This is a genomic window from Arthrobacter psychrolactophilus (genome assembly GCF_003219795.1).
GTDB classification, from domain to species: domain Bacteria; phylum Actinomycetota; class Actinomycetes; order Actinomycetales; family Micrococcaceae; genus Specibacter; species Specibacter psychrolactophilus.
In genome coordinates, this window is the sequence record NZ_QJVC01000002.1 from 318,161 (window position 1) to 337,143 (window position 18,983).

12 protein-coding genes and 1 pseudogene are annotated in these 18,983 nt (G+C 56.0%); 3 read left to right on the top strand and 10 right to left on the bottom strand.

Features of this window, described 5'->3' with window-relative positions:
- Positions 1 to 27: 27 nt before the first annotated feature.
- Positions 28 to 1,002: pseudogene (locus tag CVS30_RS03855) on the bottom strand (TadA family conjugal transfer-associated ATPase); the annotation flags it as partial.
- A gap of 1,128 nt (positions 1,003 to 2,130) precedes the next feature.
- Positions 2,131 to 4,242, bottom strand: coding sequence for an acyltransferase family protein (locus CVS30_RS03870; protein ID WP_110483980.1), 2,112 nt, complete (start codon positions 4,240 to 4,242; stop codon positions 2,131 to 2,133).
- Between the two features lie 246 nt (positions 4,243 to 4,488).
- On the opposite strand from CVS30_RS03870, the gene CVS30_RS03875 reads away from it, so the two are divergent.
- Complete coding sequence (locus tag CVS30_RS03875; RefSeq protein WP_110483981.1) at positions 4,489 to 6,450, top strand: DUF6541 family protein; 1,962 nt, start codon at positions 4,489 to 4,491, stop codon at positions 6,448 to 6,450.
- A gap of 100 nt (positions 6,451 to 6,550) precedes the next feature.
- On the opposite strand, the gene galE is transcribed toward CVS30_RS03875, so the two are convergent.
- Positions 6,551 to 7,564, bottom strand: coding sequence for a UDP-glucose 4-epimerase GalE (gene galE, locus CVS30_RS03880; RefSeq protein ID WP_110483982.1), 1,014 nt, complete (start codon positions 7,562 to 7,564; stop codon positions 6,551 to 6,553).
- A 111-nt stretch (positions 7,565 to 7,675) separates the two neighbouring features.
- On the opposite strand from galE, the gene CVS30_RS03885 reads away from it, so the two are divergent.
- On the top strand, positions 7,676 to 10,852 hold the full coding sequence (locus CVS30_RS03885; RefSeq protein WP_110483983.1) for a cell wall-binding repeat-containing protein: 3,177 nt from the start codon (positions 7,676 to 7,678) through the stop codon (positions 10,850 to 10,852).
- On the opposite strand, the gene CVS30_RS03890 is transcribed toward CVS30_RS03885, so the two are convergent.
- From CVS30_RS03890 to CVS30_RS03920, 7 genes are all read right to left on the bottom strand, one after another.
- Positions 10,849 to 11,982 carry a glycosyltransferase family protein gene (locus CVS30_RS03890; RefSeq protein ID WP_110483984.1) on the bottom strand — a complete coding sequence of 378 codons (1,134 nt, stop codon included), beginning with the start codon at positions 11,980 to 11,982 and terminating at the stop codon, positions 10,849 to 10,851. The genes CVS30_RS03885 and CVS30_RS03890 overlap by 4 nt on opposite strands.
- Positions 11,983 to 12,038: 56 nt before the next feature.
- The gene (locus CVS30_RS03895) at positions 12,039 to 13,094 is read right to left on the bottom strand and encodes an acyltransferase (RefSeq protein ID WP_110483985.1); all 1,056 of its coding nucleotides are present in this window, start codon (positions 13,092 to 13,094) and stop codon (positions 12,039 to 12,041) included.
- Positions 13,091 to 13,507: a DUF2304 domain-containing protein gene (locus CVS30_RS03900; protein ID WP_110483986.1), complete on the bottom strand. Its 417-nt coding sequence runs from the start codon at positions 13,505 to 13,507 to the stop codon at positions 13,091 to 13,093. Before CVS30_RS03900 ends, CVS30_RS03895 begins: the two co-directional genes overlap by 4 nt.
- A gap of 4 nt (positions 13,508 to 13,511) precedes the next feature.
- The gene (locus CVS30_RS03905; protein WP_110483987.1) at positions 13,512 to 14,150 is read right to left on the bottom strand and encodes a glycosyltransferase family 2 protein; all 639 of its coding nucleotides are present in this window, start codon (positions 14,148 to 14,150) and stop codon (positions 13,512 to 13,514) included.
- A gap of 73 nt (positions 14,151 to 14,223) precedes the next feature.
- Positions 14,224 to 14,715 carry a hypothetical protein gene (locus CVS30_RS03910; protein ID WP_110483988.1) on the bottom strand — a complete coding sequence of 164 codons (492 nt, stop codon included), beginning with the start codon at positions 14,713 to 14,715 and terminating at the stop codon, positions 14,224 to 14,226.
- Positions 14,715 to 16,061, bottom strand: coding sequence for a glycosyltransferase (locus tag CVS30_RS03915; RefSeq protein WP_110483989.1), 1,347 nt, complete (start codon positions 16,059 to 16,061; stop codon positions 14,715 to 14,717). Before CVS30_RS03915 ends, CVS30_RS03910 begins: the two co-directional genes overlap by 1 nt.
- 4 nt (positions 16,062 to 16,065) lie before the next feature.
- On the bottom strand, positions 16,066 to 17,025 hold the full coding sequence (locus CVS30_RS03920; RefSeq protein ID WP_110483990.1) for a glycosyltransferase family protein: 960 nt from the start codon (positions 17,023 to 17,025) through the stop codon (positions 16,066 to 16,068).
- Between the two features lie 245 nt (positions 17,026 to 17,270).
- On the opposite strand from CVS30_RS03920, the gene CVS30_RS03925 reads away from it, so the two are divergent.
- On the top strand, positions 17,271 to 18,977 hold the full coding sequence (locus tag CVS30_RS03925; RefSeq protein ID WP_245934421.1) for an ABC transporter ATP-binding protein: 1,707 nt from the start codon (positions 17,271 to 17,273) through the stop codon (positions 18,975 to 18,977).
- Positions 18,978 to 18,983 lie beyond the last annotated feature (6 nt).

Genomic DNA, 18,983 nt, shown 5'->3' on the forward strand with positions numbered 1-18,983 from the left:
AGCATGCTGTGAGTTGACATATCCCGTAGCGGTGATATTTTCGCCCGCGAGAAGTGGCAATGTGCAGATTTTTACGACGGCGTCATGTGCCGAATTCGCGTGCACGGAAGCCATTCCGGGCATCCCGCTATTTAGGGCGATGAGCATGTCCAGGCTCTCCGCTTCACGTACTTCTCCGACGATGAGTCGGTCCGGGCGCATGCGGAGGGCTTCCTTGACGAGGCGTCTGAGCGGAATCTCGCCCATGCCTTCGAGGTTGGGCTGGCGACATTGCAGGCCTACCACGTCGCGGAGCGGCAGTTTGAGTTCGAAGATCTCCTCCACGGTCACCACCCGCTCGCGTGATCCAATCCCTGCTGCAAGACAATTGAGCATTGTGGTTTTGCCGGCTTGGGTGGCTCCGGATACCAGAATGTTCAGACCGCTGCTGACGGCAGCACCAAGAAATCGAGCGGCTTGAGGTGTGAGTGAGCCAAGCTCTACGAGATGGTCGAGCCTGCTGGCGCGAGCCGTAAACTTTCTGACATTCACGGCCCAGTGACTCTTGGTGATGTCCGGGATCACCACGTGGAGACGGCTGCCATCGGGGAGCGCCGCATCAACAAAAGGACTGCTCAGGTCCAACCGCCGACCGGAGCTCTTGAGCATTCTTTCGACAAGGTCACGCACTTGCTGTTGACTGAAAATAATCCCGGTCAGCTCCGACTCGCCGTGCCGGGCGACAAAGACCTGATCTGGGGCGTTGAGCCAAATCTCTTCGATGTCTGGATCGTCGAGGAGTGGTTGCAAGGCACCAAAACCTGCGACGGCGTTATACACGGCCCGTTTGACGTCGTCGCCCTGAGCGAACGCTGGGACCGCTCCGAGTAGCGAGCGTTCTCCGTAGTCGTTGACGGCTGCATCAATTAAGGCGCGAACGTCCGACCCCTGCCGCAGCGGGTCAAGACCCTTGCGGCGGATAAGTTCCCGAACTTCATCCTCAACTAATGCCAGCGCATCCACTCAGACCACGTCCGCCCCTTTGCGGTGTCTTCAACCCTGTGAACAGGAGCCTAGTCCTGAGATTGCGGTCTCGCTAGTGGCAAATGTCTGCTGTGGATAATACTTAGTCCCCGCTCAACCCACTTTGACGACGTCATATTCTCTGGCTGAGGAAAGGCCTTAAAGTAACCTGTTGCGCAAAGTTTCCTCGTAATCGTGGGACTGGGCTCAATTTAAGGTGCTTATCGGGCGGCCTTAATAAGCGGTCGATAGTTGCGAACTGCCCGCAGATGACGAAGGAAACACCTGATGAGCACAGCCGCGAGAGCCGAACTCGAACATCATTTAAATCGCCTCTACCAGTTGTTCCGCAGATTTGATGACATCCAATAGCAGAAAGATAACATCTACCGGCAGCATGCACATCTCTACGCGGCGTATAAATCCAAATGGCGTACCGGAATGTATTGGCTGTGAGTGCTTGTCTCAACCGTGTCATTGACCACCGTTGCTGGGGTCGTCACGACGTCGGTCATGGCCGCGTGGAGCAACAACTGCACGGGAGAAGCTCCCGTTGAAGATACGACTCTGTTTCTGTTGCTGTTTCCTGTCGCATTGATCGCGGCCGGGATCATCGTGGTCGTGCGGAACTCTCGGGTTCCCGCCATGAATAGTCAATGCAAGATGTACAACCAGGATGACGCTACCAAAATTGGAGCACTCGTAGCGTCAGGAATCGCCCTGTTGGACTATCAGCTGAGCCAGACTCGCCAAGAATTCCAAATTGAATACGCTGGCTGGTTCCCTCAGAAGTTCCGCAACTCTGAAGATGTCAGAGCCTGTTGGCAGATCATTCATGACCACCTCGCGTCGATGATGCAGGACGCCACCAATAGGCACCTTAACCAACCAACACGAGCAGTTCCTTCGCGACACTACCAGCGCACAGCTTGCCGAACAGCAGGGATCGACCCTCGCTGCTCAGATGAACGGCATCATCAACGCAACGATGCAAGGCGCCATGACCAGTGCAATGTGTTCCGCAGGAGCAGCAACCCGCGCGGCCATCAACGCCCCTCCGCACAATTCGATTCAAGTAAAGCTAATGACCGCAGCGAGACTGGGCCGGCTTAGCCTCGCGGCTCCGCGTTATTTCATTTTCCATGTTGTGGCTGTCGCAATTCTTTCTCCGAGGGCTGACGACATCGTCCGGGTGTAGTCCCACGTGAGGTGATTATCATCCAAGTAGACGAGGATATTTCCAGCGACGGCCTTGCATGTTCCTTCTAGACAGTATTGATCGGTGAGATCGATCATGTGAGCTCCCTTGATTTGGTTCAAGGGTTCTGCCGGATTACTTGATGCAAGGTTGTCTGATTGTTGGAATTCACAGCCCACGGCTCCTAGCCTCGCCACACAACTAGCTTTGTTTTCAGTAAACCGCGGGTTGTCTCTCAGCCCGATGACCTCGATACCTGCCTGCACCAAAGACTTCACGGTGTCTTCGTATCCGGGAACCAAGCGCTCTTCCGAAGAATTAGCGATTGCATCTGTGGCGACCGTGAACACTGCATCAGGTTTGAGCTGTAGTACATAGCTCATCGCAGCCTTATTGAACTCTTGACAGTCAGCGCCCCGCCCCGAGTTACTTTCCTCACTACCAAAATCACACCCTCCCAAGAGAAGCGAAACTAGCTGCCAATCGTTGTTTTTGGCGACAGGTATCAATGCACCTGAGAATTGCTCAGCATGGGAATCTCCCAAGATGACAATCGTCTTGCTGGCATTTGACGAAGCTTTCGTCTGACCGCAGGCTTTCTGCAGCACCGACGAATCAGGTAAGAACGCTCCCTCGCAGGCCGTTCCTAGACTCACCCATTGTTTATTGAGTGCGGTCAATGCGGGTTTCAGAGGTAGATCTGGATCTGCCTCATCAACGAAACCCTCATGCAGGGAAAGTGCTCCGGGGTAGTTCCTTAGCACTTCGGCCTGATTTGCCTGCTCCTTGGCTTGCACGGCCGCCTCTTGACGATGAATATGCAGCTGCCAGACACCCAATGGAGTCGCAACTAACGCGATGCAAATCGCTATCGTCAGAAGAGAACGCCGACTCTTCTTTTCAATCCATTGGTTTCGACGCAGCGGTGTGTCAATGAAGCGAGTGGCGAGAATTGCTGCCGCCAACGACACAAGGATGATTGCCGTTCCACCGATAAGTCCTGCATTTTCGCGCCCCGAAACGATAAGGAAGAACACTAAAACGGGCCAATGCATAAGGTACAACGCGTATGAACTATCCCCCAATTTGACCAGCGGTTTCCAGCTCAAGAAACGATCAACACCCATGCTGCTGTTCGTAAACCCCGCAATGATAATCAGAGCCGCAGCCAGAGTCGGCCAGAGAGCCATATGGCCAGGGAACTTTTGTCCAACCTGCAGGATGAGCCCGCAAGAAAGCATCGCGACAATACCGACCCATCCCATGGCCATTCGTATTGATCGCTTGACGTCCAAGTAGGGCAGCACCAGAGCTAGAAGTGATCCCAAGGCAAATTCCCAGAGCCTCGTTCTGGTGTCAAAATATGCAAACGCCTGCTGGGAATTAGTCGTCACGATGGAAAAGGCCAACGATACAACGAAAATCGCACCAAAGATGTAGATCAGCAACGGCCGAATTCTCAAGCGGAATTTTCGTGCAACTCCGCCTGCAACAGCAAATACTACAGGCCACAAGATGAATATTTGTCCCTGAATGGAGAGAGACCAGAAATGCTGCAGAGGGCTCGCGACACTGTGATCAGTGGCGTAGTAGTCGACGGCTTCGGAGGCCAAAAACCAGTTCTGGTAGTAGAGCAGAGAAGACCAAGTCTCACGAAGTATTCCTGTCCAGTTAGTCTCCGGCATGAAGAGATAGCTAGCCAGTAAAACTCCTAGAAGGGTTACGGCAATCATTGGCAGTAACCTCTTGAAGAGGTGGCCCCAGTATTTGAGAAGTTCTAGGGCCCTTCCATTCTCCAATTTGCGAACAAACTGACCGGTAAGAAGGAAGGCGGAGATCAGCAGGAAGACATCCACGCCACCTGAAATTCGACCGAACCATACATGGTATGAAACAACCATGAGTACCGCTATGGCTCTCAGACCCTGCACCTCTGGGAGAAACTTGCGCTGTTCCTTCCTTCTTGGCAACGACGTTTGGAAGCTTGACCTGCCAGAGAGTCGGTACCAGACACTCGGTTTTTCCTCAGCGACAAGGGTCATTCGAATTTCACACCTCAAGATAGTTTGTGCCCAATAACGGGGACAGAAATAGCCATCGTGATTTTACGACGCCAAGCTGATAGTGATTCACAGCAACCTTCCACTTACCAGGCCTAAGCTGCTTCATAGTGAGCTAAGTAACACGCTCGCCAGACTGACATGCCTGAGTTGCTAGAATCACAGGAGCCTGCATTCTATCGCGCGGCATCAATGGGCTTGTGCCCCGTAGGAGAGCATCCATTATTCATGAATTGGCTTGACACTGTTCCGACCCTTCTGGCTGCCACGGCACTGATTTTCATACCAGGAGCGGTCTTAGCTAGAACCTTGGGTGCACGGGGCATTGCATGGCTGGCAGTTTCAGCACCGCTTAGCCTGACACTCATTGGCGCCGGTGCCATCGTGGCGAACTTGGCTCATGTACGGTGGTCTCCCATCGTCGTGGTCGCTCTGACCTTGGGAATCTCCGTGGTGTTGTGGGGTGTTCGCTATGTCGTAGAAATTCGTCGCGGCGAAAAGCGGCAACCTTTGTGGGTTATTTCCCCCAAGTCCACAATCTTTGGCTTGATCGTTGGGCTCATCGTTGCGGCAGTGACAATCGGGTTGCGTCTAGCCTCGATGTTCATTGCCCCTGAGAATATTTCCCAAACCTATGACAACGTCTTCCATCTAAATGCCGTCCGATACATTTTAGACTCGGGCAATGGTTCCTCTCTCTACCTTGGAGACCTCACAGGTTCGGGACGCAGCGCCTTTTATCCTGGTGCATGGCATGATCTGGTAGCTCTCGTCTCCCAGGTGAGCGGATCCTCCATTCCCGTCAGCGTTAACGCCACCAACATCATTCTTGGCGCCTTGGTCTGGACCATCTCGGCCATGTATCTCGTCACTCGTGCGTTAGGCAGCCGTCCAGCTGTCTATATCCTCACCGGTGTCCTCGCTGGCGCGTTCGCTTCCTTCCCGTACTTGTTGCTTGATTTCGGTGTCCTCTATCCAAACTTCCTAGCTTTAGTCTTGTTGCCTGTGGCCGTGGGACTCGTAACCGATGTCCTTCGTTTTTCTCACAAGGATCATCCAGGGACAATGCGTGCACTCATCCTTCTCGTACTCATGACTCCAGGCTTAGCCCTGAGCCATCCCAATGCCGTTATGCTGCTGGGCGCCTTTGCGCTTCCACTCATTGCGTTCTGGCTGTTTGCACAGCTGCGTGCCCTCCTTGCCAAGAAGCTGTCCCTTGTTTGGTTCATCGTCTCGGTGGTCGGAGCAGCCGTATACACCACCGTCCTGCTGAACGTTTGGGAAGCTATTCGCCCGACTGAGCTTGCTTCGTTCTGGCCGCCCACGCAGTCCATCGCTCAAGCACTCGGTGAGGCAGTTGCTAATGCCCCCTTGGGCCGTCCGGAGTCTTGGACCATCATCTGCATGACGATGCTTGGCATCTACGCCGTGGTTCGCAGTCGAACGCACCTTTGGGTTCTCGGCGTATTGGCTACCGGAGTGTACTTCTTCGTCGTCGTCTCGGCCTTTGAGGTTGGAGACGGGCGTTCCTTCGTCACCGGCGTATTTTACAACGACAGCTTCCGCTTGGCCGCGCTCTTGCCAATGGCGGGAATCCTCGTATCAGTATTTGGAGCCGTCTGGCTCTTTGACCACCTTGCCGCCGCAGCCAAAGCGACGCCCCTTGACGCCCCGCGCCGCTGGCAGACCTGCTGTGCCATCGGTATTGTGGCGGTCATAGGAATCGGGATTTGGGCACAAAACAAGTCGATGGAGATAGCGGTCACCACAGCACAAGAGTCCTACACCATCAATGAAGAAGCACCCCTTCTCTCATCTGATGAGGCCTCACTTCTCTCACGAGTTGATGCAAACGTTCCGGCTGATGCGACGGTGATTGCTAACCCCGCCGCAGGCGGCTCGTTGGTATACGCCTTGGCAGATCGGCATATCCTGTTGCCGGCAGCGAGCTCACAGCCCACCCCTCTGGAATCCACGCTGATCTTCAATCTGTTCGACTTGAGCGGGAACCCCGAGGTTTGCTCGGCAGCTAAGACTCTCAACGCCTTCTATGTACTGGACTTTGGTAGCCTCCAGATCAATGAGATGACTAGGCCGTTCCCCACTTCGGAGCAGCTAGAAGCTAACCCCGGTCTGACACTTGTCGATGAAGAAGGTCCGGCACGGCTTTACCGGATCGACGGCTGCTGACATCAGCAGTAACTAGCCGCAAATAAATAATGTAGTCCCGGACATTTCAGGTGTCCGGGACTACATTATTACCACGCAGAAACTACGCTAACAAGCCTCTTTAGGCGTTGTAACCATTGGGGTTTTCGCGCTGCCAGCGCCAGTGGTCTTCACACATCTGAGCGAGGTTGCGGTGCGTCGACCAGCCCAGATCAGCCAAGGCCGAAGAAGGATCTGCATAACTCACGGCAGCATCACCGGGACGTCGCGGCGCAAATGCGAAGGGCACAGGCTTACCTGCGGCATCTCCGAAAGCCTGGATAACTTCCAACACGGAGGAGCCTTCCCCCGAGCCCAAGTTCCAGCGGAAGACGCCCGGGTGGCTGGGCAGATAATCCAGGGCAGCCAAATGGCCGGCGGCTAGGTCCATGACGTGGATGTAGTCGCGGACACCTGTTCCATCCGGCGTGGGGTAGTCATTGCCAAAGACCATGACCTTTTCACGGCGGCCAACGGCCACCTGGGCCACGAAAGGCAGAAGGTTGTTCGGCACGCCAGTAGGGTCTTCACCGATACGCCCGGACTCGTGGGCGCCGACAGGATTGAAGTAACGCAAGAGGGCTATGTGCCAACTGGAATCAGCCGCGCCCAGATCAGTCAGAATATCTTCGATCTGTTCCTTGGTTCGCCCGTAGGGGTTGGTTGCATCCAGCGGCATCTTCTCAATGAGCGGGACTTCCTCGCTAGCGCCGTACACGGTGGCCGAGGAGCTAAAGACGAGCGTACGAACCCCATGCTTGTCCATAGAAGCCAGCAGATTCAGCGTGCCAACAATGTTGTTCTGGTAGTAGCGCAATGGCTGAGCAACAGACTCTCCCACGGCCTTGAGACCAGCAAAGTGGATCACGGAGTCAAAGCCATTCGTTTCAAAGAGCCGATCGACCCCTGTCGCATCCAAGAGATCCAACTCAACAAAGTCAGGATGCTTGCCTGTTAGTTCTTCAACTCTGCGAAGTGATTCAGCGGAGGAGTTCGCCAAGTTATCCAAAACGACGACGTCGTGTCCGGCTTCCAATAGACAAAGAACCATATGTGAACCAATGTATCCGGCACCGCCGGTAACCAAAACCTTCATACAACCCAGCATATATGCCATGACGTCTGAGGCCCGCTATTGGGTGCAAAGCCGCACTCTAGCCCCAGTGGCCACTCCTGTAACCCCGTTGTAAGCTGTCAATGGAAGCATGTGAAATACCCTTTCACTGGCCATCGTGTCTCTGTCCCGATGCGCACCACCGCCTACGCAAAAGCTCCGGAGCTCTTCACAATGGTTACTGTCCGGCCACTCTCCCCCTATGCCAATACCAGAGCGCGGCTACAAACTGCCCTGGCTGTCGCCGGAACAGGACTGCTTGCCTTGTCCCTGACAGCCGTGCTGGGTATCAGCTCGGCCATCGCCGCACCTACGTCTCCCGAGACTCCGAAAGCAACCGTGCAATTCACGGAACTTGCCATGTCAGTCGAGACCACCTCGCCGGAGACAGCCACCCAGAGCCCGGGCCTCGAAGACTCCCCTGAGACTGCTGACACCACTTTGCCAGCCGACGTCGAACAAAGTTCAGCAGCTCCCGAGCCAGCCGTCAGTGTCGAAAGTCCGGCCGACGTTGCTACCTTTGGGGCCTATATGGGCATTGGCCTGGCCAAAGAGATTCCCAGCGAGGAACAGCTTCTACGGGGTACGCAGGCTGCGTCTCCGCTGTCTGCCTCGGCGGCCAATCCCTTGGCTAGCGCGACCCCGCCCGGCATCCTTGGGATGGATGTCAGCGGTTGGCAGGCCGACAGTGCTACACACTCAGTCAGCCAAGTGAATTGGACCGAACAATGGCGTCTGGGAGCGCGATTCGTTTACGCCAAAGTCTCGGAAGGAACCTCATTCAAGGACGCGTCCTTCTCATCTCATACAACGGGCGCCGCCAAGGTCGGCATGCTGCGTGGTGGCTACCATTTCGCCTTGCCTAACCAATCCGACGCCGTCACTCAAGCAAATTACTTCGTCACGAATGGCGGTGGCTGGAGTGCGAACACAAAGACTCTGCCGCCACTGCTAGACATCGAGAATAATCCATATGGAGCCAATTGCTACGGTCTCAGCGCGTCGGCCATGGTTTCCTGGATCAGTAGTTTTTCCAAGCGTGTTCAGGCACTGACGGGCCGGCTCCCCATGATCTACACAAACTATTACTGGTGGCAGGATTGCACAGGAAATTCCACGGCTTTCGCTAACCAGCCTCTGCATATTGCTGCCTATGGAACCAATAGTCCTTGGACACCGGGTGGTTGGAAGAATTACAGCGTATGGCAGTACAGCGATTCAGGCCCTTTTGCGGGCGATTCCAATACATGGAATGGCACTCAGTCAAGTCTCGAAGCATTCGCGGCGAAGGCCGAGGCTCCCACGGTGACACCTCCGGCCCCCGCACCCGTAAGTCAACCCTCGATCACCTCGGCAGCCGATCTTGTAGCAGCCGACTCTACTGGAGTTCTATGGCAGTATCCAGGCACCGGGTCGGGTGGATTTGGAACACGCAAACAGATCGGCAAAGGCTGGACGGGCATGCGTTCCATCACCGTCATCGATTGGAATTCCGACGGCGTCCTTGACTTACTAGCGCAACGAACCTCAGGTTCACTTGCCTACTACAAGGGACTAGCAGGAGGAGGATTCGCAGCTGGACAACAGCTCGCAGAATCGGGCTGGGCCAGCTATCACATGGTCGTTGGATACTGGATTAATTCCAGTAAGTACCCCCAGATCCTCACGCGTGGCAGCAACGGGGACATTGTTATGTGGGGTAACCCCTCGGGAAATTCTTTAGGCACCTCCACCCGGCTTACTCAAGGCTGGAACAATATCAATCTCACCATGGTGGACTTTGACGGAGATGGGAATCAGGACCTTCTCGCGCAGTATCCGGACGGTACATTGAGACTGGCTCGTTCAAATGGATATGGGGCTTTCATCAATGAGGGCCGCAAAGTCATTGGCTCCGGATGGAATGCCTTCACCAGCATCTCCGTCTACAGCGATTTCAACTATTCAGGTTCGCTAGGACTCATCCGCAGAAACGTCTCCGGTGCCATCAATTACGTTTCCGTCCCAGGAAACTCTGCCTTTGCTTCTGCAACGTCGATTGGATCTGGGTGGGGATCATTCCTCATCGCTGGTGGCGAAGACATCAACCTGATTCAGCCTCCGCTGGCTCCCCCAGCACCCAAGGCTGTTCCTGGCAACAGCAAGGCAACTATCACAGTCACCAAGAACGCCCAAGGCTCTGCAGCCACCAGCGTTACCCTCACGTCATCGCCCGGAAGCGCCAGCTGCATAGTCACATCAGCTGCCGGCAGCTGTACCGTGACGGGGCTCAGCAACGGAATCTCATATTCTTTTAAGGCGGTCGCTAAGAATACGGCTGGGGTGTCACCGGCATCTGCCACAAGCTCGGCGGTTGTTCCGTTCGTGCCTGTCTCGCGCATCGCAGGGGCTGATCGGTATGCCACCTCGGCAGCGATTTCCAAAGCTACCTATGCCACCGGCATCAGCACCGTCTACATAGCCAGCGGCATCGACTACCCCGACGCACTCTCCGGAGCCGCAGCAGCAGGAAAACTTGGCGCACCAGTCCTACTCGCCACGACAGCTGGACTACCAGCCGCCACACGCACCGAACTCGCACGCCTCAAACCCAAGAAAATCATCATCCTCGGCGGCACCGGAGCACTCAGCAGCACCGTGCAATCTCAACTCGCGCAGTACACCGGCACCGTCACCCGCATCGCGGGCGACGACAGGTACGCCACCTCGGCAGCGATATCGAAAGCCAGCTACGCCACCGGCATCAGCACCGTCTACATAGCCAGCGGCATCGACTACCCCGACGCACTCTCCGGAGCCGCAGCAGCAGGAAAACTTGGCGCACCAGTCCTACTCGCCACGACAGCTGGACTACCAGCCGCCACACGCACCGAACTCGCACGCCTCAAACCCAAGAAAATCATCATCCTCGGCGGCACCGGAGCACTCAGCAGCACCGTGCAATCTCAACTCGCGCAGTACACCGGCACCGTCACCCGCATCGCGGGCGACGACAGGTACGCCACCTCGGCAGCGATATCGAAAGCCAGCTACGCCACCGGCATCAGCACCGTCTACATAGCCAGCGGCATCGACTACCCCGACGCACTCTCCGGAGCCGCAGCAGCAGGAAAACTTGGCGCACCAGTCCTACTCGCCACGACAGCTGGACTACCAGCCGCCACACGCACCGAACTCGCACGCCTCAAACCCAAGAAAATCATCATCCTCGGCGGCACTGGAGCACTCAGCAGCACCGTGCAATCTCAACTCGCGCAGTATGTGCCTTAGTTGGCGCGGTTAGCGATCCGTGCGATGGCTTCTTGCCAGACCACGACCTGAGATTCGGCAGAAAGTGGCCTAGCCGCGCGGTCGGCAGCTTCCTTCCATCCTGAAATGATTTCCGGTGTTAGCGACACAAGTGTCTTTCGCAAGGACTCAGCCGAGAAGTCTTCCGTGATTGCGCCTAGGCCGTGTTCCTTAACAAGTCCCACCATGGCCGGGGAAGGACCTACGATCAGGGCAATACGGGCCTGCACCGCTTCGAAGAACTTATTCGGCAAGGCATTCTTCAAGTTAAAGTTCGTGGGTGGCAGGAACACCACCGAGACGTCGTATTCACTCAAGGTAGCGACCAGCTCCTTGTACGGCACCGGATCCCGGAACTTGATCGAGGGAACCGAGGCCGCTTGTGCTTTCAGCTCGGCGACATAGTCAGGTTCATTCGGCATGACGATCATGTCCAGGGTCAACCACTCCGGGACATCCTTCATGGCTTCAATGAAGTTCTCCAGCTTGCGGTACCGCTGTCCGGCGGCGCTGTGGATCAGTCGTACTGTATCACCGACGGGCTTGACCGTGCCTTCAGCGTAGGGTGCCGCGTTGGTCACCACGCCTGTGGGCGTTCCGTAGTCTTTGAAATACTCATCGGCAATCCCCTGCGACACTGATGTCACGGAAGCGGCGGAGGCTAGGTAACGCTTGCACAGCCACCTCATGAAGGGCGCAATGAACAAACGCCACTTCAGGTTGTCTTCTTTTTCCCTCGGGGCAAACTCGTGCAGATCAGAGTGCACACCCGATTTCGCATTGAGTTCAAGCGCCAGCGGCAAGGTGTTCAGATCGTTGGCCAAAATGATGTCGAATTTGCCCTTGGGCAGGATGGCCCTCGCCGACTGCACGGCAGGCAGGCCGTCATAAACTTTTTGGTATTGACGACTGATCAGCCCGACCTTGTCCGATGGCCAACCCCGAGAGTCGTCTGGCAAAGCATAGTGCTCGTCGACGCCATCAGGTGCGGCACCATAGGCGCAGGTGGCAATTCGGTATTTATCCTTGAACAATTCAACCTGCTTGAGCACACGCGGATCGGACCGAATGGGCGAAAAAGTAAGGATAAGCAAAGAGGGAAGTTCAGTCATGCTTCCATTATCGCCGATCAGCTGGCGCTCATTGACAAGTGAACCCGCCCTACCGCCTAAAAAACACGACGTAGAAGTGGCACCTTCAGAGCAATCAAGGACACGAGGAAGCTGCCCAGCAACGTCACGATGTAGGCCACGGCAATGGCTGGGAACGAGTCAGCGGCGAGGACCGCGGGCACATTGAGTCTGATGGTCTCGAAGATCACCAGATGCACTAAAAATACGCCAAATGATGCATTTGATAAGGAGACCAGAACAGTCCCCGCCCGGTCCGGGACTTTGATGAACTTAGAGACTGAAAGCCCGACGACGAAGACTCCTATCGCCATCGCCGCGACTCCCGCCCCCAAATAAGAAATCGAGAACAATCTATCGGCCCAGGGGAAAACACCCCGATGCCCAAAGTGCCAAATAGTAAAGACTATAAGAGCGGCCGTCACGATGGACACCGCGATGAGAGCTATTCCCCTCAGCCGAACACTGCGCAGGGCATATCCGGCAACGAAATACCCGACAAAGGGAATCCAATAGGTGAAAATATTCGTCGAGATCGGCCGGGAGACCTCAAAGTAGCCAAGGATTCCCGGCGCCATGTAGGCCAGCACGGTTGCAGCAAGAAACACGCCAGCAGTGACCAGGACGCGTCGTTGTGAAGCCTCAGCAAAGAAGGTCGCCAGGATTGGCGTAATGGCATAGAGCCCCACGATCAGCCACAGGAAATAGAGCTGTGTGAAAACGGAACCGTCATAGATCAGCTGCAATACTCGAGCCCCGGAGAGTTCCTCATGCCGCATCCAGATCCGTACACCAATCAAGTACACGGCGTTCCATATAATGAGGGCCGGCACCAGACGAGAGGCCCTCTTGCCATAGAAATTCATGGGTGCGGAAATGGCTTGCCGTGATCCGAGAAGAAGGGCGCCTGAGATCATAACGAAAACCGGGACGACCCAAATAAAACCAATATCGATGGCAACGGCAGCCCACCAACCGCGGCCTTCTTTAGCCTCGGATCCAACACGGAGACCAAAAACGTGAATGGCCACAACACCGCAGATGCTAATTATCCGCAGCATATCGAGACCGTAGTCGCGGAAGGTCTTGTTCATTCCTTGGTAGCTTTACCCTGTTCTGGGATCTGGACACCATTTCCGGATTCAATCGCCAGGGCGAAGGCCTGGGGAGAGTCCGTCCGGTTGACCTCATCTAGGGCAATCCGGCGTGACAGCTTGGTCGCGGTGGTTTCCATGTGACGGAAGCGCTGGTACGTCGTCGCCATGAATACCAGGAAACTGACGATCAGCCCGTACAAGACCAGGTCAGTGCCACGACCGATACCAAAGAAACGCGCCAGCTGCGACAACAAGCCCGGGAAGAAGATCGACAATGCTGCAACACAGGCAAACAGCACCAACATGATGCGTCGAATGGCCAAATGCCGCGCATTCGATCCGCCGCGCATGAGCGCCAACGACACGATGATGACGGCAAGAACAAGAACAATCTGAACAACTATTTGCACAATGTCACCTAAACAAAAGGTCAGCGAGGATGTTGACCGAATTCAGCAAGGACTGCCCCTTGGCCTTGGAATAATCGGTGTAGATAATTTCCACGGGCTGCTCCACCCATTTTGGTTTCATTTCAGCGATCTGATGAACGAGCTCCGAGGCATGTGCCATACGGTTCTGTGTCAGATGAATGCCACGGGCCACCTTGGGGCTGAACGCCCTGAGACCGTTATGGGCATCGGTGAGGGCCATCCCGGTGGCCAGGCGCGACTGCACGGCAGCGGTGCGGAGCACCAGCCGCTTGGCCGGTGATATCTTCGTGCGTTTGTCGAGGAAGCGCGAGCCCAGAACAATTTCGGCTTCACCGGACTTGATACGCTCGGCCATCAGCTGCGCATCGATGACGCGGTGTTGTCCGTCAGCGTCAAAAGTAATGATGCAATCTAGCTCAGGATCACCAAGTGCATACTCAATTCCGGTCTGCAGCGAGGCACCTTGGCCAAGGTTGACAGGATGCTGCACAACCACGGCTCCTGCCGCACGTGCTACTTCTTGGGAACCATCTGTGCTGCCGTCGTCAACACAGACAACGTAAGGAAATACCTCTCGCAGCCCAGTGATGACGGTGCCAACAACTGACGCCTCGTTATACATAGGGATGACTATCCAGGTTCGACTCACCGCACAAGTATCCCACAGCGGCGACAGGCCAGAGAATCAGCCATGCTCAGGCACTCGTCAATACTTTTATGGCGTGCACCATGGCAATGGGCCCGTGGACCAGATGAGCTCCTGTTTGCTTGCGCAGGCCCCAGACGGATCGAATGGCGCTGGGGTCGGCCGAAACCACCACGGCCGAGCTTCGAAGTTGCGCCATGAGGGACTTGTTATTGATGAGACTTCTCGCGACGCGGCGTGATTCAAGGTTGTCCTGCAACAACCGGCCAAGAATTCCGACGGGGCCAGGCTTCCCAGCAAGAAGGGCGCAGACGGACGCCGCTTTTCCTTGTTGCGCTGCACTCAGAGATGCCAAAGTAGTATCAGATTCATCTACCTGAATGTGCTCCGAACCATCACTGACATGGACGATTGTGAGGGCGAGGGTCCAGGCAGAGCTATCGATGACCCCGCGGGCGCGGCTGCAAAGATCGTTGAAGACCGCTTCCGGATGCTGCGTCTGACCGGCAACGATGCTGATATTGAGTATTTTTGGCGCCATTATGACTCATCCTTAACGACAGACTTTTCCGCGTGTCCACCAGCTTTTTTACCCACGATCGCGCGCAGTTCAGAGATGACTGGTTCCAGAATCGTTGTTCGGTCGAACTGCTGACCGTATTCCCAAGCAGCAGTCCAGCGCTCATCGTCCGGACTCTTCAAAGCCTGTGCAGCCTCACGCAGGGCAGCGGCAATGCTTTCCTCGGACAAGTCTTTGGCCGGGAACCATAAGGGATAGTCTCGGAGGAGATCCGTTGCAGCGTTTCCTAAGTCATGGACGGAGACGATGGGAAGTCCGGTGGCGAGGTATTCCGCGGTTTTTCCACCCGTGACATATTTCCCGGTAGAGAGCAGCAGAATCAAGACATCGAGGCTGCTGTAGAAATTAGCCACCTCGCGTTTAGAGATGGCTCCCTCGTAACTTAATCCGTCTCCTCGCGAGGAATCAAAGGCAGACAAGACCTCAGCTGGGGCAGCGCCCGAGGCGCTGAGCTTGCCTCGGAAGATGCCATCTGCTTTGTCATTGGACTCGGTGCCAAAAGCTTTCTCCCACGCAGCAAAGAAGGGCTGCAATGGCATGTTGACGTACTGCAATGTACCCAGGTAGCCAAAACGAGGACGTTCAGTTGGCCGGATCACCGGTTGTGCATGGCCTGGCTGCGGGTCGAAGCCGTTAGCGACAACTCGCAACTTTTCCGTGGCAAATGGGTATCGCTGAGCGTACTCGATGCGGATCTGTTCATTCACGAACCACACTTGTGCAGCATCGCGCAGATAGGCACTTTCAATCTTTCCCATCTCGGAATCCGCGGCGAAATCTTGGGCTCCCGTGATGGTGTTGAAAGCCCATGCATCCCGGTAGTCAAGGACAAAAGGAACGCCGGGAAGGGCCTGTGCCACACCGAAGGAAACATAGGGACTCGCCGATGCCATGACAAGATCCACAGGATGCTCGGCATGAACTTTTCGGGCCGCCGCAGAGGCTGGTTCAAGCCATGCAGCGTGAAAATCTTCCGGGAACCCTTTCCTCGTCCGGCGTCGGAAGAGTTCTTTCCAAAGGTATGGTGCCTCAACTCGCAGGCGAGAGTACCGCCGCAAATCACGACGCGCCGGCTCTTCAGCCCCGCCGTCGTCGACGTTGACTATACGGATCCGCGGATCGATCGACTTGACTAGGCCCTCATCGGTTCCTGAGATTTGGGACCACACGGTGGGGTCAACGGTAATGACCGTAACGTCCCAACCATCACGAGCAAAATCATTAGCCACCGCCGTGCACCGGTAAACAGAGGAGGCGGTACTCGGTGGGAAGGAAAAAGCAACGTACAAAAGATGCGGACGGGTCATAACGTTATTTCTCCAACACTTTGCTATAGCCGGCCATAAGCGTCGGCATGAGTGACTTCGCGGAATGATTCGCTAACACGTATTCTGCCCCGGCAAGTTTCTTGGACACGGTCAATGGATCATTCAAGGTCTCCCGCACGGCATGCCCAACATCGGCACGATTAACAGACACCGTTGCAACGCCGTCGGGATAGCCGGGATCTTGATCGGCAAACACGGTAGGCACACCCATTCCGATGGCTTCAAGCTCGCTGGCTGCCAAGATGCCAGCCACCTGCCCCACGGCTACGTGCGCACGCGAAATCTCTTGCAGGAATTGCGGCTTGGACATTTTCGGCAGGAGCGTCACACCCAAAGCGGCAACCTCTGCGGCTCGATCGCCCCAATCAAGGGCAACCACGTCAACGTCTTGGCCGGCCAGGGCAGCTACAACGTCCGCGGCAGTTTGAACCCAGGCATCCCCACCTTTTGAGGCGTCCCATCGCGAGGTAAAGAACACGCGAGGTTTCTGCGCCGGGGCCCACTTCGGCAGGCTCTCCAGATCGATCGGAACAGGCAGGTATTGCGCATCTGAACGGGCTCGTTCAGCTTTTTCGCGGAGATCAGGTGTCGTGTACCAAACATGGCCAGCACCATCGATGTCTGCCTTAATGCTTGCATGGTGCTGTTCTTGCCAGTAGTTTTCACGAATGTCGGTGCCGTGCAGGGTGAGCGCATAGGGGCGAGCGAATTTTCCTCGAGCCCACTTGGCCCGGCCACCCATATTGACATGCCACAGCTGGGTACGCGGGTAGGCCGTGGCTTGTTCTAAGAGAAAACGATAGTACGCAGCTTTGGTGCCACCCCTGGTCCACGGGCCCTGAATGAGCTTCCAAGGTTTACCTTGCAGTCGCCCCTCATGCACTATGTTCGAGCCGACATCAGCGCAATCGAAAAGTTGCGTTACCCGGATTTCCTTGTTCATGGTTCCATTGTCCCATTCTCACCGAGCAGACAAGCTCCTCCCGAGTGTGCCCCCCCTAGCGAGCAAGCGACTTCAAACACACAGCACACCCGAGCACTTCTGAGCGCCGTAGTATGGACAGAACTGTTCCACTTGCCGTTCTGGAGTTAAACTTGAAAAATCTGCGCCGCACGCTTGGCCAGCTATTGCCGCTTCTCCCCTCTAGCGCGAGAAAATTTCTTCTCCTGTTCGCGTCGCTCTCGTCCGTGTTGGTACTTGTCGATGCGGCTGCCCTAGGCGTCTTTGCTCTCGTGCTGAACGCCATCATGGGCATGGAGAAAGGCGCCGAGACAATCGAGCTGCCCATTCTTGGGACTATTTCACAAGAAGCCGGACTCATCGTGTTGGTCTCTGCGGCGAGCCTCATGATTTTGAAGTCCTTCCTGAACATTTGGCTGCAGTGGGTGTCAACAAGAAAGTTTGCCGACTACGAACTTGAAATCGGCACTATCCTCTTCCAGAGCTACATCCGAGCACCCTGGACATCACGCCAAAACAGGTCAACCACCGAGTTGGTGCGCATGATCGATGTCGGAATTGCCAACACCATTGCCGGCGTCTTAAATCCGGCAGTGTTGCTGCCGGCGCAGGCGCTGACATTCGCCTCAGTTCTGGTGATTTTGGTGGCGGCTTCCTGGCAGACGGCCATTATCACCGTGATCTATCTAGGCCTGATCGCAGCGTTCCTCTACCTGTACCTTTCCAAGAAGTCCTATGAAGCAGGCAAGGTCAACCGGGACTCTGCCATGCGCATGTCCACCTTGGTCTCTGAAATGCTGGCGGCCTTGAAAGAAATCACACTGCGCGACAAGGCCAACGAGGTCGCCGATGTTGTTTACATCAGCCGTGAAAAGGCTGCTCGTTCACGCTCCAATATTCGTTTCCTCGCCGCAGTTCCCAAGTTCGTCATTGACATGGCGCTCATCGGCGGCTTCCTGCTCATCGGCACTGTCGGGTACTTCAGCGGTGGCATCGGTACGGCAATGTCCTCGGTGGCCATCTTTGCGCTGGCCGGCTTCAAGATGGTTCCGGCTCTCACCACGATCCAGTCGCAGGTGACGTTGGTGCAGTCCACGCTTCCCTATACGGAGCTGGTCATGGCGGACATCCGCGAGGCCGAGGACTTCCGCAAGAATGCCGAGAAGCTGGGGAAGACCCCGATCGCGGGCGAGCCTCAGCTTCTGGATCTGCGCAATGTTGAGTTCACGTACCCGGGCGCCGATGCTCCGGCCGTCACCAACATTAACCTCGTGCTCCCCATGGGCTCTTCCGTTGGTGTTGTTGGCCAATCAGGTGCCGGTAAGTCAACGCTGATCGATATTTTCCTTGGCCTGCTCGTCCCCTCGAGTGGCTCCATGACCTTGGATGGCACACCCCTTGAGGATGTCCTGGCCGACTGGCGCAAGCGCGTTGGTTATGTGCCGCAGGAAGTTGCGATCTTTGACGGCACGGTAGCTCAAAACGTTGCCCTCTCGTGGGGTGGCGACGTTGATGAGACGCGGGTTCGGACGGCTCTGGAACGTGCCCAGCTACTCTCCACCATCGATGCCCGGCCCAACGGCATCCATGGCCGGGTTGGCGAACGCGGCGGCTCCCTCTCCGGCGGCCAGCGCCAGCGCCTGGGCATTGCCCGGGCCCTCTATATGGATCCCCTGGTTCTGGTGCTTGACGAGGCCACCAGCGCCCTTGACACTGCGACGGAAGCCGCCGTGGCCAAGGCCATTGCTGAGCTACATGGCGATATGACCGTGATCTCGGTAGCTCACCGGCTTTCAACGATCCGCGACAACGACATGGTTTGCTACATGAAGGACGGCAGTATCGTCACGCAGGGCTCCTTCGATGAGGTAGTCCATAACAACGCGGAATTTGCCCAGCAAGCCTCGCTCGCCGGACTCTACACCGCGCCCTGAGAAGTG